Below are 12,689 nucleotides of genomic sequence, written 5' to 3' on the forward strand. Positions count from 1 at the left end.
ATTAATTAACAATCCTCCTGCACTCTGGGGAGTTCCGGAGGACAAGAAATAACTCCTTAGAAAAAATTGAAGATTTCTTACGGGGCAGGGAATTAATTGAGAAATAAAACTATGGGCAAGTCAGGTAGAAAGATAAGGTCGACAGGAAATAATTTAAGAACATGCGAAGTATTAACCAAGGATGGTGTGTGGAGAGCTGGGTTTTTGTTTATCGATTCTTCTGATTATCTTGTTCTTGCTAATAATATTTATAACGACTCATTGATGGGTCCACTTAAACAAAGAAAAATCAGATGTATACATAAAGAAGCTGATTTTACAGTCTTTCCTCGTGAGAAAGTGTGTAATATAAAATTTTTCTAGCGGAGGTATGATTATTTCATCCCCAACACTTGAATATTTAATTATTGTTCCGGACAAAGCACGTTCTTTCCGATCTCGTTACGCTAAAACATATCGGGAAAAAGTACGCGAATGCGCCAAAGCTGTCATCAAAAAAATGTTTTACAGTGACGATATCAATCTTAAGATGGACTATTTCTACAGAGGAAATCGAAACGTCGATATGGATAATGTTACCAAGAATGTAATGGATGCATTGACGGGTTTAGTTTATCCAGATGACAAATTGGTCAAAGATCAGAGTTCTAGGGCGCATCGGATCGATAAGGTTACGAGTATAAAACGAGAAGTGTTCGATATATTCAAACCATTGCTTCATTACAAAGAATATCTAGCGATACGTATAAGCTCGAAGAGTTGCTTTCACAGGAAACAAGCTAGCAAAAGAACGAACGATTAATGTCGCACAATACACCTTGTAAGACAAAGAAAACCGTTAGGGTAGGGAAGTAGCGGTTTTATTTTTATTATTGACAAAGTCTATATTTAGCATATAATGTAGGTAGCACAAAATTGGAGGGAGATAGTTGGGTATAAAACAAGTTGAGGAAGCTAGTCTTGAAGGATACGAGGGACCAATTTTTCCTGAAGAGATCAAAGAACTAAACAAAATACTCAGGGCAGTAGTGCGAAAGCATCTCCGACAAAAGGACATAGATACATTGAAAGAAATCGAAAATGTAGAGAGAATTTCTTATGCTATCGTTACCACAGACCGTTATCGTTGGAACTTCGCTTTATTTGCCAGAATGCGAAAGAGTGGAGAAGTTATTGTTGTTTTTCCACGATTGACATCCTTTGTTTTAGATAGGTCTGTCGCCGTCTATGTTAAATCAAAAGCTTCAATTAGTGTTCAGGAAGTCAATGTGTTCCTTGAAAGGATTCAACTCAGATTTCACAGAGCCTGGAGAAGACAAACGAGAAAAGAACTTCAGGAAATCCTTGACCCAATATCTAAAGACTAAAGGGAGGTAAAATCACAATATTTTTTCCTCCCGTTTTTTTATATATAAACTCTGTAGGGGAGTAGAGGCCTTCCACTTGACATAGCCTCTTCGGCTATTTATTATGAATATAGAGAGGGTCGCACAATGTAGGTTAAGCGACACTTTATATCTGAAGAGAAGTACCGCTTAACCTGACGCAGATTTTGCGCACATTTAAGTAAATATCGCAAGAATCTGCTCTTTCTTATATTTTTATAAAAAATAATTATGAAAAAATCAGACAAACCAATTATAAAACATATCCCCGACTTTTTGGATTATTGCGAAATAGAAAAAGGATTATCAGAAAAAACTCAAGAGAATTATGATCGCTACCTCCGGAAGTTCGTTTTCTGGCTGAAAAGGACCAAAAAAGAGGCTCTTTTGCCCCACGAGCTAAGTGCTGATGATATTTGGCATTATAGACTCTATTTATCGAGATATAAGGATAATAAGGGCAAAATCCTTAAAAAAACCACCCAGAACTACTATTTAATCGCTCTGAGAGCCCTTTTAAGCTATTTTACAGCCAAAGATATAGTTTCACCTCCGGTGGATAAAATAAAGCTCCCAAAGGATGCTAGAAGGGCAAAAACCGTCAAATTCCTTAAATTAGAGCAGGTTGAGAAGCTTTTAATGACCCCTAATACTAAAAACAAGATTGGTTTAAGAAACAGGGCTATTTTAGAGACATTATTCTCAACCGGCCTAAGAATAGCTGAACTTGTGGCCCTTAATAAAGAACAATTCGCTAATATAAGAAATAAAAAGGATTTGGAGCTTTCAATTATAGGCAAAGGAGATGTTCCCCGAACAGTATATTTTTCAGAGCGTGCCTTATCTTGGGTTAAAAAATATTTGGAGACTCGCAAGGATAAGGAAAAAGCCCTATTTATTCATTATAGGGCTAGAAAAGACGTAGAATGCCGTTTAACAGCTCGTTCTATAGAAAGAATTGTTAAAAAATATGCAATCTTGGCTGGGGTGCCGATTTTTACTACTCCCCATACCATCCGCCATTCTTTTGCCACCGATCTCTTAGCGAAAGGCGTTGACTTAAGAACCATACAGGAATTCTTAGGCCACAAAAATATTGTTACCACTCAGATATATACCCATGTGACAAGTAAGCGCTTAAGAGACATCCATCGCAAATTTCATAGTGGAAAAAAATTAAAAGAATAAAAAAAACGGGGTTAATCCTCTCTATGGGCTAACCCCTTTTTGGGAATCTTTAAGGTACTGTCCTTAGCATCGCTAAACTGATAATTATATCAACAAGGTATTTCTCAACAATTCTTACAGGTACTAGTCCTTGGTCTCTTTTAGGGATATCTGGTACGAGAGGTATCAGAGTTGTGCCAGATACAGCATTACGGACAGTAGCATGGCCACACCATCGTATCGTCCACCGATCTTCGCCTTCGTGTACAAGAGTGACTGCGAACTTTTTATGAACCGTATCCACTGCTAACATATTCTCTTGAATTTCCATTTTCTCTTGAATCTCCATTTAGTCCTCACCTTTCATATTTAGATTATAGCAAATAATTTTCATTTGTCAATAGCACGCCAAGTGAAATATAAAAAACCGTTAGTTCCCTACTCTAACGGTTTTTCACTACCTAATAAATGTCGCACAATATTATCTAGAATCTGCCTCCTCCAACAATCTCAACTAATCTTCCATAACCCGTGAATATTGCAATAAGCCCTTGCGCCGACAATTTCCTTTCTGGTATAAAATTCTACTTCTGGCTTATCACCTGGCTTTAAAAACTTCCTGCCTCTTTTGCCATCTGCAGGAATAATTTCTATCCATTCAATATAATGATTTTCTTCCATTGGATGTTCTACCTCCCCTACTTTTATCTTCACCCCGTCTTTTCCTTGACATATGTTTGCCGGTAATTCTTCAATTACTGGCACATGTTTTTCAAGACCCTCATCTTTGTTTTTTTCTTCTAACAATTCCATTGGCTGACCACAACAAACAAGCTGCCCAGCACCCGTATGTAAAACCTCAACAATGTTTCCGCAGATATTACATTTGTAGATTTGATTTTGTTCTGTCATATTATTGCTTATTTTTTAACTTTAGTATTCTTCGCATTTGATTTGATAAAAATTTCTCGCGTGGTCGCAAGAGGGACATCTCTCTGGTGGTTCTGTTCCAAAATGAACATAACCGCATTCACGGCAGACCCACCAAACTTCTCTTTCTTTTTTGAATACAGTGCCAGCTTCCACTTCTTTTAAAAGTTTCTTATACCTTTCCTCGTGATGTTTTTCTGCTATAGCAATCGCCATTAATCTTTTAGCAATTTCAGGAAAACCTTCTTTTTCTGCCACATCAGCAAATTCTGGATACATCTGAGTATACTCGTAGTTCTCGCCAGCAATGGCAGATTTTAGATTATCAGCAGTATTGCCAAGTATTGTTGGAGCTACAGCTGTAACCTTAATCTCATCTAAACTTTCATTACTTTTCTTTTTCAGCTCATTTATATGTTCAAAAAGTCTTTTAGCGTGTTCTTTTTCATTCTCTGCTGTAATAAGAAAAATTTCTGCAATCTGTTCAAAGCCTTCTTTTTTAGCCACTTTTGCATAAAAAGTATATCTATTTCTTGCCTGACTTTCGCCAATAAATGCTTTAGTTAGATTTTCGATTGTGTTCTTCATAATCTTTTTTATCTTTTTTAATTTTAGTTTACGACCTTTCATTTCTATTCTACCAAAAAACCGCCTTCTTGGCGATTTTTTATTACCCAATCAAACGTCGCACAATATTAAAGGCTCTTGACTAATAGAAGACCTAAATTCAATGAACCTAATCTAAAATTTTGTTTTAGGTGCTTCCCTTTCTTCTACTTCTTCAATTTCAAAAAATTCAGTCTTTTTAAAGCCGAACAGCCTGGCTATTAAATTATAAGGAAACTGCTCTTGTCTAATATTGAAATCCCTGACATTGCCATTATAAAATCTTCGGGCTGCTTGAATTTTATTTTCCGTATCAGTTAAATCTCCCTGAAGTTTTTTGAAGTTCTCGGAAGCTTTCAATTCTGGATAATTTTCAGCCACCGCAAACAAAGTTTTTATAGCTCCGGTTAATCCTTTTTCTGCCCCACCTGCTTCAGCAGGAGTTTTAGCAGTCAACGCCCTTGCTCTGGCCTCGGTTACTTGTTCAAAAACTTTTCTTTCATGAGCTGCATATCCTTTAACCGTTTCTACTAAATTAGGAATAAGATTGTGTCTTCTTTTTAATTGAACATCAATATCAGCCCAAGCTGCTTTGGTTCTGTTTTTCAAACTAATCAAGCCATTATAAATGTAGATGGCTAAAACAACGATAGCAATGATAATCCAAATAGCAAAACACATAATTTTGAGTTAATAATATTAAGTTTTTACGATCGACCTTGCTTTAATTATATTAAAAATCATAATTTTCTTTATAGGTAAATCTATCCAGCGCCCCCTCCCCCACCTCCACCACCACCGCCAGCAGCGCCTCCGACACCACCTACTCCTCCTGTACCTGCTCCTCCGCCAAAAGTTCGGGAAATAGAAGATGTAAAAGAAGAAATGCTTGAAGAAAAAGAATTAAAAGATGCTGGAGCACCACCTTTACCACCCCCACCATATGCATAGACAACTGGCACATACCAATTTTGTTTTTGATAAGAAAAATCAGAAAATCTTTCTGCCCATTTCTTTTCTACACCAAGAATCAAAGCAAAAGGAAGATATTTGGAAAAAGTCTCTAATGTCTCGGCCCCAAGCCTAAACCTCTCAGCCGTTTGAAGATACTCTTTAAAACCCAGTAATTTCCATTTAGCTTCTAATCCTTTTTGAGTTAAGCTCGGCATATAGTGAGCGAAAATTAAGATAATCGTTGCTGAAATAATCAAACTTAATCCAAGAATTGAAATCTGAGCAAAATATCTCACAAGCCCTGTGCCTAAAAGAAAAGACAATATAAGCCAGCCGAAAAAAATGACTAAAGCCAGAAGGAAAATCTTATTAGAAGTTTTTCCATATTTTTTTCTGACATTAAGGATATTGCCCATAAAATAACCTGTTTCTCCAACTTCTTGATGAAGTGACTTTTCTATTCCGGGAATCTTCTTATAAAATTTATTTTTCAAATCATCGCTAGAAACCACATTTTTATTTTTAAAAATGTCTCTTATTATTTTTTGTTCAAAAAGTAAAAGGTCGCTTTCGTCTTTTAACTTCTCGAGAGTGTATTCTCGTGTCTTGAAAATAGAGAAACCTTTTTCTTTTTCTCTAATTCTCAAATAACCCCTGACAGCTAAATCAATAATTGTTGCTGTAATATCTTTCATGTGAACGGCCTGGTCAATCAATACTCCGAATACGGCAGGAGGTAAGTTTTCTGGAGGAGAGTATTGGGCTATAATAGTTTTGCCAATTTTAGGATCTTTACCCCTTTTTCTCCAAAGAATATACATTTTAACAAAAAAGGAAATTGGCAAAGCAAAAGCAATCAATAAGATTATCCAGTTAATTATCTGGTTGCGATAAAGAAAGGGTTTAGCAACTATTCCCTTGGGCCAAGTTACAACTATGGTCAAAAAATTATGCGGCATTATATTATATCCCCAAAATCTAACCGTTTGACTACCAATGACTTGATAATTACTACTTTCGGTTTTACTCCCCAATGGCCCAATAAATAATTTTTGCCCTATTTGTTCTCTTTCGATCCCCCTGGGTAAATGAACTACAACTTCGGCCTGCCTTACTTCAACTTCTCTGTCTTCAAAAATAGCATTCCAATAAAGCTCATCCCATTTCTCATAAAAACCTAGGCCACCATGAACTTTATACTTTATTGTCCAAGACCTTAACTCGTTATCAAACACTTTCCTGGGAAAGTTCCATTGAACACTCAATCTGTTTCTTTTGTAGGAGATTTTATACTCATTTTTATCTAATTTTTTCCCTTGGCCATCAAAAACCTCAATATCGGAAATGTGGTCTAAGTCCTTCAGTTCAATATCACGATAAAAATAACCGAAATCGCCCTTCAGGTTGTAGGTCTGTTTTTCCGTAACATCAAAAGTGCTATCTTGATTAATTTGGATATCTACCTCAATTGAGTGATAATAATAACTTTTATTTAAAGCAGCCTGGCAAAAATCATAACTTCCTACTTCTAAAAATAAGAGGGTAAAAAATATTAAAAAGAATAATCCTAAACTAAACTTCTTTAATTTTCCATTTATTTTAAACATACCTTTCAATAAAAAATGTTTATACATCAAATTATATCACGAAAAAAGCCCGAGAACAACCCCCGGGAAAACACATCCTCTACTCTATTAAGTTTGTTAAATTTTTAGAAATAAAAAAAGGAGGCACATAGCGATGTGCCTTTAAGGATGACTAAGTATATTAAGGTGCTATATCCCCATTCAGAAAAAAAGGGGAAGAGAGCTTTCTTTGGGATGGTGTTCTCACCCACCAAGAGGCCCCATGCGAAGAGTAGGCTCTCGGTAAACGCACGTGCAAACAGGGTTTCATACATGCAGAAAGGCCCAAAGAAAACCCTCTAATTTCTATCATTGCTTAAAATAATACTTCTGTCAAGTCAATAAAATCCACATGAGGAGAATTAAAAATAAAAAAATGCCCGGTAATGGACTTTTTAAAATCTCTTTTTAAATTAGAAGTAGTGAGGGGAGAAGTGAACTATGCGTATCGCTCCTGCTTCTCCCCCCTTTGGGTCAAAGATTTGCCCTCATTATTATTGGGCTCACCTCCTTTTTCCAACCGACAATGTGCTTCCTCGGCATATTCGCTAAAGAGGCGAAATTGCAAGCTAGAAAAAAGAGGGGAAGGAGAAATTGTTATTAATCAAAGTTTTGTAAAGTTCTTGGAATCATTTTTATTGGAATCGCTTTTATTGGAATCACTTTTACTTGGATTACTTCCAATGTTTTCTTTGCTGATGCTAATTCCTTTTCGATTAATGCCAACTCCTTTTCAGATTCATCAATCATCCCTCGCATTAATATTTCTGTGGCAATATACTGCCCAATGGTTATTTTCTTTATACCCTTTTTTTTCCACAATCTTACGATGGCTTTTGATAATCTTAATTTGGGTTTGTCAATATCTATTACTTCTCTTAGTGCCTGCCTTATTTCGCTTCCACTCAACTTTAGATGTTTCATAATATCTCCAAAAGTATTGTGTTCAGCACATATTTGCCTCGCACAATTATCGATCTCTTCTTTTTTTACCCCGATAGCCTCATGGGATGTCTCTTTCTCGTGTCTTATTTTGTCCAAGATTATAATTATATTTTTTTTCTTTTCCAATTTTTTTCGCCTCTGCAGACAAGAGACCAATGGTTCGATAAACTCACCACAAGTTTTTGATTTCCTCTCTGCAGAGGTGAATTTCTTCTCCTTCCCTTTTAATTTTGTTAAAGAGCTATTTAATAAAATTTAAGATTTTTTTCTGATAAATCTTGCCTGTCATACATTTTCTACGATCGTAGAAAACACGGTCCATTTTATAGCTACTCCTTTTTCCAGACCGCAATTTTCATTACGAGCTCGAAAAAAGAGAGGGAGGAAGAGGTTTATATCTCTTACGACGAGACAGACCAAGGTACTTCTTCATGAAAAACAAAGAGATGGATTATGACGGCAAGATTAGACATTAGAAAGTGTTGCTTTAAGGATTAACATTTTTTTAACTTCCTCTGGTATGGGCTTCTGTACTAGGGCATCGCAGAAGGGACATTTGTATCGGTAGACTTTGATAGTGATTATACCAGCTTCGTTACTAAAAGAAACATGTTGCTTGAACTCCATTTCGCAGTTTTTGCACTTCCTATCAAGTTCTATGGAGGGCATTTTTTATTCCTCTTTGGACGAGCGAGCTATCTACCACAATTGATAGACAATTCGCTCGCCTAAAATCCTTCCTTCCCCATAAATTTTATCAAAGAACTATCTCATTTTACATCTTAATTATACCATATACGTTTTAAATTTGTCAAGCCCTGGACAACAAAAACCCGAGGAAACTCTCGGGCTGATATTTACTGGGTTTTCATTCTATTTTTTTTCCTTAAATTGAAGTAATAAAAGAAAATATAAGAAATGCAATTATAACTAAAATACAAAATTTCAAACCTTCGTTTTCAGTACGGGTCAAATATTCAATCAGACTAACTAAGAAAACAATTATGAATGCTGTAATGAGAGTTATATATAAAATATTCATTAAGATGCTTTTTTAATAATTATTTTTCTATTTTTTCCTTTTCAACTCTTCGATATCGTATTTTAAATCTCTAATCTCGTTCCTAAGGCCCTCGATAGTCTCTTTAAGGTTATAAAGTATATCTCGAATTCTTTCTACCTCTCTTTTTATAGCATAAACTTCATTTCGAATTTCTTCTTTCATATTACTTTATAATATAATTTTTAACCTATAGCGTCTCCGCCAAATCTTCTTTTGCGTCGGGAAAATTCTTTCAGGACTTCATCTAAATCTTTTTTAGTAAAATCGGGCCAAAGTTTTTTTGAAAAATAGAGTTCTGAATAGGCTGCCTGCCAAAGTAAAAAATTAGATAATCTTTTTTCTCCTCCTGCTCGAATAACTAAATCGGGGGTTGGCAGACCGGTAGTTAAAAGAAAATTTTCAAATAAATTCTCAGTAATCTTTTTAGCTGGAACTTTTTCTTTAATGATTTTTTGAATTGCCTGTAAAATATCCCATCTTCCACCATAACTTACAGCTAGATTCAACCGGAGTTTTTTATTATTTCTGGTTAAGTTTTCAACTTGCTTTATTATTTTTTGCAAGGATTTTGGTAACCTTTCTTTCTGGCCAATTATCTTTATTTTTACTCCCTCTTTATGAAGTTTTCCTATATCTCCTTTATTTGATAAACCCTGCTCAAACAATCCCATCAAATAATTAACCTCTTTCTTTGACCTTTTCCAATTTTCGGTTGAAAAACCAAAGGCAGTTAAAATTTTCACTCCCCGGTCTCCACACCACCTGGCAAATTTCTTTAAATTTTTATAGCCCTGCTGATGTCCGGCCAAATTTGGCAATCCCTTTTTCCGAGCCCAGCGCCGATTACCATCGGGAAACAAAACTATGTGATAGGGAATTTTTTTAGATTTTTCCTTTTTTTTCATATCCTGGAGAGCTCGAGAACCTTTTATAAAGGGTCTCGAATATATACGCGAGGCCACGGGTTATAAGGTCCCGGGACTCGCGTATCCTTTCATTTTTGGCGGTTGGACACCTTTTTGAAAAAGGGGTCCATTGAGCAAACTTGTCTCTTTTATAATAATTGGCTCTTTCTCTTTTTGCCTGGCTACAATGAAACCGATAGCAAAAGAAAGTAAAGAAATTAAAATTACTCCGATTAACAATATTATATCATCCTGGTGGTCTTTGACAAATTGTTTTATTCTTGCTAACATGATTTAGGTTAGTAGCTTATTAGAAAAAGAATAATGTAAATCTCTAAAAAGCTAAGAAGCTACAATCTAACAAGCTAAAGATATGGCGAAGACTAAAGCAAAAGGATCAACAAGATTAGGAAGGGATTCTCGACCAAAATATTTAGGTGTTAAGCTTTTTGAAGGTCAAAAGGTTAAATCAGGAATGATAATTATCCGTCAGCGAGGTACTAAATTCCTTCCTGGAAAAAATGTCAAAAAAGGAAGAGATGATACCCTTTATGCTCTAAGAGAAGGGGTTGTTCGCTTTGGAACAAAAAGAAAAAGAAACTTTGACCACTCCCAACGCCTAGTAAAAATTGTAAATGTAGAATAAAAACTTAAAATTTTAATTTTTAAAAGCCGTAGAATTTTACGGTTTTTTCTTTTTTAAACAAGCTCTGACAAATTCTTTAAACAATGGGTGGGGTTTCAATGGTCTTGATTTGAATTCAGGATGAAATTGGGTTCCAACGAAAAAGGGGTGATTTTTCAATTCAATAATCTCAACTAAATCTCTTTCCGGGTTAACACCTGCCATTATCATTCCTCCTCTTTCTAAAGCCCCTCTAAATTCGTTATTTAGTTCGTAGCGGTGACGATGACGTTCTGAAATATAATTTTTTTTGCCATAAGCTTTCCAGCTCAAAGTATTCCTTTTTAACTTACATTTATATTCTCCTAATCTCATTGTCCCGCCATATTTTTTTTCTCTTAAAAGAGCTTTTTGTTCAGGCATAAAATCAATTACCCCCTGACAATTTTTACAAAATTCAGTAGAGTGAGCCCTCTTCCATCCTAAAACATTTCTGGCAAACTCAACCACTGCCAGTTGCATTCCCAGGCATAACCCTAAAAAGGGAATTTTTTGTTTTCGACAAAATTCAGTTGCCTTTATTTTCCCCTCCACTCCCCTACTCCCAAAACCTCCGGGAACAATTATACCGTCAAATTTTCTCAGTTCATTAACTGATTTCGGATTTTTTTCATAATTCTCAGCTGAAAGCCAGACTATCTCTGGTTTTCTTTTAAAAAACCAGGTGGCATGCTTTATTGCTTCAATTATCGAGATATAAGAATCCATTAAGGTAAAGCGACCAGTCTCAAAATATTTTCCAACCATACCAATTTTAACCAGCGATTTAGCGCCTTTTATTACTTTGACCAGCGCCCTCCAGTTTCTTAAACTACTCTTTCTTGATCTTTGACCAAATTTTTTTAAAATTTGATTACCTAAATTTTCCTTTTCAAAATTAAGAGGTATTTCATAAATTACTCTAATATCGGGAGCAGAAATAACATCCTCTTTAACTACATTACAAAAAATTGAAATCTTTCTTTTCCGCGGTTCATCCAAAGGAACCATAGACCTGGCCAAGATAATATCTGGTTGGATACCAGCTGTATTTAAGGTTCTCACTGCATGTTGGGTGGGCTTTGTTTTCATCTCCCCAATGATTTTTGGAATCGGTAAGTAACTAACCAAAATAAAAAGAACATCTTTAGGATGTCTCAACTTCATCATTCTGGCTGCCTCTAAAAAGAGCATATTTTGATACTCCCCTACTGTTCCTCCGATTTCAATTAAGACAAAATCGGCTTTTGTGTTTCTAGCTACCCGCAAGATCCTGGAGATCACCTCATTTGGAATATCAGGAACAACCTCAACGCAACGGCCACCGTATTCTAAATTTCTTTCCCGATTTATCACTGCTTGATAAACTCGACCGGTGGTAATGTAATTATCAGTAGTTAAATCCTCATCTAAAAATCTTTCATAATTCCCCATATCTTGATCACATTCTATTCCGTCCTTGGTGACAAAAACTTCCCCATGTTCAATAGGATTCATTGTTCCAGCATCAACATTGATATAGGGATCAATTTTAATGGCAGAAATCTTAAAATTCTTGCTCTGTAAAATTTTCCCAATTGAGGCAGTAGCCACTCCTTTACCAATACCAGACATGACCCCTCCGGCAACAAAAATATATTTTGGCATTTTGGAAAGTTCGAAAACCTTTTTTAAAAGGTTTTCGAATGTATGCCTTTGGCTACGGGTTATAAAATCCCGAGCCGAAGGTAACCTTTAATTTTTTGGAGCTTTTTACACCCTTTTTCTAAAAAAGGGGTCCAAATGATTTATTTTTCCTCGATAACTATTATTCTTATTTCCGCCTCTAAATTATGTTCAAAATGAATTTTAACCGGGAACTCTCCCAATTCTTTAATTGGTTGCGGTAAATCAATCTGGCTCTTTTTAATTTTAAATCCTAATTCTTTTAATTTTTCTGAAATTTTTTGGACATTAATTGACTCAAAAAGCTGACCTTCTGGGCCAATTTTAACAGGAATTATAACCTCCCGGCCATCAATGGTAGAAACAAAATCTTGGATCTTCTTTAATTCTTCTTCGGCTTTTTTTAATTCAATCTCTTTTTGAGTTTTAAGCCATTTTAAGGCCTCTCTTGTTGCCTGCTTTACTAATCCTTTAGGAATCAAAAAGTTTCGGGCATAACCATCCTTTACTTCTTTAATTTCATACTTTTTGCCGAGATTTTCAATATTTTTAAGAAGAATTACCCGCATATTAGATTATTTTATTATAAATCTTTAATTATTTCAATCGCTTTATTTAGTTGTGGATCGCATCCGTCGCTCCGCTCTCTCTCGCTTCGCTCGAGCGCCCCCTTTGGGGCTTCGCTTCGCTCCTTAGAAACCCTCGGTTTCTAACGCTCGACCTTCGGCCTCCCTGTTTTCCTACACGGGAGGATACCCAATCCTCCCGACCCCTCCTGTG

General features: G+C 35.7%; 15 protein-coding genes. 4 read left to right on the plus strand and 11 right to left on the minus strand.

All coding sequences use genetic code 11. The annotated features are described in order from the left end of the window. Positions 1 to 370: 370 nt before the first annotated feature. From KJA15_01310 to KJA15_01320, 3 genes are all read left to right on the plus strand, one after another. A complete protein-coding gene (locus KJA15_01310) occupies positions 371 to 802 on the plus strand; it encodes a RusA family crossover junction endodeoxyribonuclease (GenBank protein MBZ9571962.1) in 432 nt (143 codons plus the stop codon). A 127-nt stretch (positions 803 to 929) separates the two neighbouring features. Further along, entirely contained in the window at positions 930 to 1,367 is a 438-nt protein-coding gene (locus tag KJA15_01315; protein MBZ9571963.1) for a hypothetical protein, read from the plus strand. A 249-nt stretch (positions 1,368 to 1,616) separates the two neighbouring features. After that, a complete protein-coding gene (locus KJA15_01320) occupies positions 1,617 to 2,573 on the plus strand; it encodes a tyrosine-type recombinase/integrase (protein MBZ9571964.1) in 957 nt (318 codons plus the stop codon). Positions 2,574 to 3,062: 489 nt separating this feature from the next. On the opposite strand, the gene KJA15_01325 is transcribed toward KJA15_01320, so the two are convergent. The 9 genes from KJA15_01325 to KJA15_01365 all read right to left on the minus strand — a co-directional run bounded on the left by KJA15_01325 (position 3,063) and on the right by KJA15_01365 (position 9,871). Then, positions 3,063 to 3,464: a desulfoferrodoxin gene (locus KJA15_01325; GenBank protein ID MBZ9571965.1), complete on the minus strand. Its 402-nt coding sequence runs from the start codon at positions 3,462 to 3,464 to the stop codon at positions 3,063 to 3,065. Between the two features lie 21 nt (positions 3,465 to 3,485). After that, complete coding sequence (locus tag KJA15_01330) at positions 3,486 to 4,070, minus strand: rubrerythrin family protein (GenBank protein MBZ9571966.1); 585 nt, start codon at positions 4,068 to 4,070, stop codon at positions 3,486 to 3,488. Positions 4,071 to 4,223: 153 nt separating this feature from the next. Then, positions 4,224 to 4,769 carry a LemA family protein gene (locus KJA15_01335; GenBank protein MBZ9571967.1) on the minus strand — a complete coding sequence of 182 codons (546 nt, stop codon included), beginning with the start codon at positions 4,767 to 4,769 and terminating at the stop codon, positions 4,224 to 4,226. An 83-nt stretch (positions 4,770 to 4,852) separates the two neighbouring features. Beyond that, complete coding sequence (locus KJA15_01340; GenBank protein MBZ9571968.1) at positions 4,853 to 6,649, minus strand: DUF2207 domain-containing protein; 1,797 nt, start codon at positions 6,647 to 6,649, stop codon at positions 4,853 to 4,855. 618 nt (positions 6,650 to 7,267) lie between these two features. Then, positions 7,268 to 7,738, minus strand: coding sequence for a hypothetical protein (locus KJA15_01345; GenBank protein MBZ9571969.1), 471 nt, complete (start codon positions 7,736 to 7,738; stop codon positions 7,268 to 7,270). Positions 7,739 to 8,077: 339 nt separating this feature from the next. Then, positions 8,078 to 8,239, minus strand: a complete 162-nt coding sequence (locus KJA15_01350; protein MBZ9571970.1) for a hypothetical protein — start codon at positions 8,237 to 8,239, stop codon at positions 8,078 to 8,080. Positions 8,240 to 8,681: 442 nt separating this feature from the next. Then, on the minus strand, positions 8,682 to 8,837 hold the full coding sequence (locus tag KJA15_01355) for a hypothetical protein (protein ID MBZ9571971.1): 156 nt from the start codon (positions 8,835 to 8,837) through the stop codon (positions 8,682 to 8,684). Between the two features lie 20 nt (positions 8,838 to 8,857). Further along, complete coding sequence (gene uppS, locus KJA15_01360; GenBank protein ID MBZ9571972.1) at positions 8,858 to 9,580, minus strand: di-trans,poly-cis-decaprenylcistransferase; 723 nt, start codon at positions 9,578 to 9,580, stop codon at positions 8,858 to 8,860. 60 nt (positions 9,581 to 9,640) lie between these two features. Next, positions 9,641 to 9,871: a hypothetical protein gene (locus KJA15_01365; protein MBZ9571973.1), complete on the minus strand. Its 231-nt coding sequence runs from the start codon at positions 9,869 to 9,871 to the stop codon at positions 9,641 to 9,643. A gap of 82 nt (positions 9,872 to 9,953) precedes the next feature. Between KJA15_01365 and rpmA the strand changes: the two genes are divergently transcribed. Next, complete coding sequence (gene rpmA, locus KJA15_01370; protein MBZ9571974.1) at positions 9,954 to 10,226, plus strand: 50S ribosomal protein L27; 273 nt, start codon at positions 9,954 to 9,956, stop codon at positions 10,224 to 10,226. 36 nt (positions 10,227 to 10,262) lie between these two features. On the opposite strand, the gene KJA15_01375 is transcribed toward rpmA, so the two are convergent. After that, on the minus strand, positions 10,263 to 11,891 hold the full coding sequence (locus KJA15_01375; protein ID MBZ9571975.1) for a CTP synthase: 1,629 nt from the start codon (positions 11,889 to 11,891) through the stop codon (positions 10,263 to 10,265). A 140-nt stretch (positions 11,892 to 12,031) separates the two neighbouring features. Next, on the minus strand, positions 12,032 to 12,478 hold the full coding sequence (gene rplI, locus KJA15_01380) for a 50S ribosomal protein L9 (protein MBZ9571976.1): 447 nt from the start codon (positions 12,476 to 12,478) through the stop codon (positions 12,032 to 12,034). Between the last annotated feature and the right edge of the window lie 211 nt (positions 12,479 to 12,689).

It is taken from the genome of Patescibacteria group bacterium, from assembly GCA_020148145.1.
Classification (GTDB): Bacteria; Patescibacteriota; Minisyncoccia; order Minisyncoccales; family JAHCRE01; genus JAHCRE01.

What these genes read in the sequence shown, in the direction of transcription:
- KJA15_01310 (MBZ9571962.1), top strand. Translation starts at nt 371, where the DNA reads ATGATTATTTCATCCCCAACACTTGAATATTTAATTATTGTTCCGGAC.
- KJA15_01320 (MBZ9571964.1), top strand. Translation starts at nt 1,617, where the DNA reads ATGAAAAAATCAGACAAACCAATTATAAAACATATCCCCGACTTTTTG.
- KJA15_01325 (MBZ9571965.1), bottom strand. Translation starts at nt 3,464, where the DNA reads ATGACAGAACAAAATCAAATCTACAAATGTAATATCTGCGGAAACATT.
- KJA15_01330 (MBZ9571966.1), bottom strand. Translation starts at nt 4,070, where the DNA reads ATGAAGAACACAATCGAAAATCTAACTAAAGCATTTATTGGCGAAAGT.
- KJA15_01335 (MBZ9571967.1), bottom strand. Translation starts at nt 4,769, where the DNA reads ATGTGTTTTGCTATTTGGATTATCATTGCTATCGTTGTTTTAGCCATC.
- KJA15_01340 (MBZ9571968.1), bottom strand. Translation starts at nt 6,649, where the DNA reads ATGTTTAAAATAAATGGAAAATTAAAGAAGTTTAGTTTAGGATTATTC.
- KJA15_01350 (MBZ9571970.1), bottom strand. Translation starts at nt 8,239, where the DNA reads ATGGAGTTCAAGCAACATGTTTCTTTTAGTAACGAAGCTGGTATAATC.
- KJA15_01355 (MBZ9571971.1), bottom strand. Translation starts at nt 8,837, where the DNA reads ATGAAAGAAGAAATTCGAAATGAAGTTTATGCTATAAAAAGAGAGGTA.
- uppS (MBZ9571972.1), bottom strand. Translation starts at nt 9,580, where the DNA reads ATGAAAAAAAAGGAAAAATCTAAAAAAATTCCCTATCACATAGTTTTG.
- KJA15_01365 (MBZ9571973.1), bottom strand. Translation starts at nt 9,871, where the DNA reads ATGTTAGCAAGAATAAAACAATTTGTCAAAGACCACCAGGATGATATA.
- rpmA (MBZ9571974.1), top strand. Translation starts at nt 9,954, where the DNA reads ATGGCGAAGACTAAAGCAAAAGGATCAACAAGATTAGGAAGGGATTCT.
- KJA15_01375 (MBZ9571975.1), bottom strand. Translation starts at nt 11,891, where the DNA reads ATGCCAAAATATATTTTTGTTGCCGGAGGGGTCATGTCTGGTATTGGT.
- rplI (MBZ9571976.1), bottom strand. Translation starts at nt 12,478, where the DNA reads ATGCGGGTAATTCTTCTTAAAAATATTGAAAATCTCGGCAAAAAGTAT.